The organism is Vibrio sp. D173a (assembly GCF_030248475.1).
Genome location: NZ_JAHGAH010000708.1, coordinates 1 through 741, shown reverse-complemented (window position 1 = coordinate 741; position 741 = coordinate 1). Strand labels below are relative to the sequence as shown.

The window sequence follows — 741 nt, the reverse complement described above, 5'->3', positions numbered from 1 at the left end:
AATGCACCGTATCAACAGCGCATCATTGATACTCTAGAATCTCATTTAGGTAACAGTGAGCTGCTGGACGAACACATTCACTGGGCACTAGAAAAACAGCAGCAACAATTACCAATTTCTGTCCAAGAAGACCTCTCGAACATCGCTTCACATCAGCCTGTGAATAAAACCGAGAGCAAGAAAAAACGATTAATCAGGATTGTAGAGAAAGGGCTACCTAGAGACGCGTAGTGTATTCGTTATTGATATCAGTCGTTAAGCGGTGCGTGGTAAATATCTCTCTACCTTTCCACATAACAGCAAAGTTAAACACAGTGCCGATAAATGATTAAGATCAAAAAACAACAAGTTAACGATCCTTTAGTTCATCAAGCACTCTAACTAAAACCAAATAAAATCAACAACTTAAAAAGCAATTACTGGTTTTTCATTATTGTAATTTAGAAAGATCTTTCTTGTAGTGCTTGTCGATTAAGGCTGAAATAACTTTATCAACCAAGTTATCCACATTAGACAAAGTGTGGATAAGTCTGTTTATAGATGTGAAAAACCTCAGATATCTTCTTCAGAGACCTGATAGCTATTAGCATTCCATTAGCTAAGACAAATTTGAGACAAAAAAATATCCACCAAGTATGTTGGAGGATTGATTTCTTTTTTAAGGGATGATGCTTCGCAGCATTAAAGAAAGAGCTTAGGCTTTAAGCCTATATCTAAAGCCAGATAGCTTAGAAAGAAATT

The 741-nt window shown here is 36.2% G+C and carries 1 pseudogene; it reads left to right on the top strand.

Features of this window, described 5'->3' with window-relative positions:
• Nucleotides 1–231, top strand: a pseudogene (locus KIV40_RS28690) (tRNA epoxyqueuosine(34) reductase QueG); the annotation flags it as partial.
• Nucleotides 232–741: the final 510 nt, after the last annotated feature.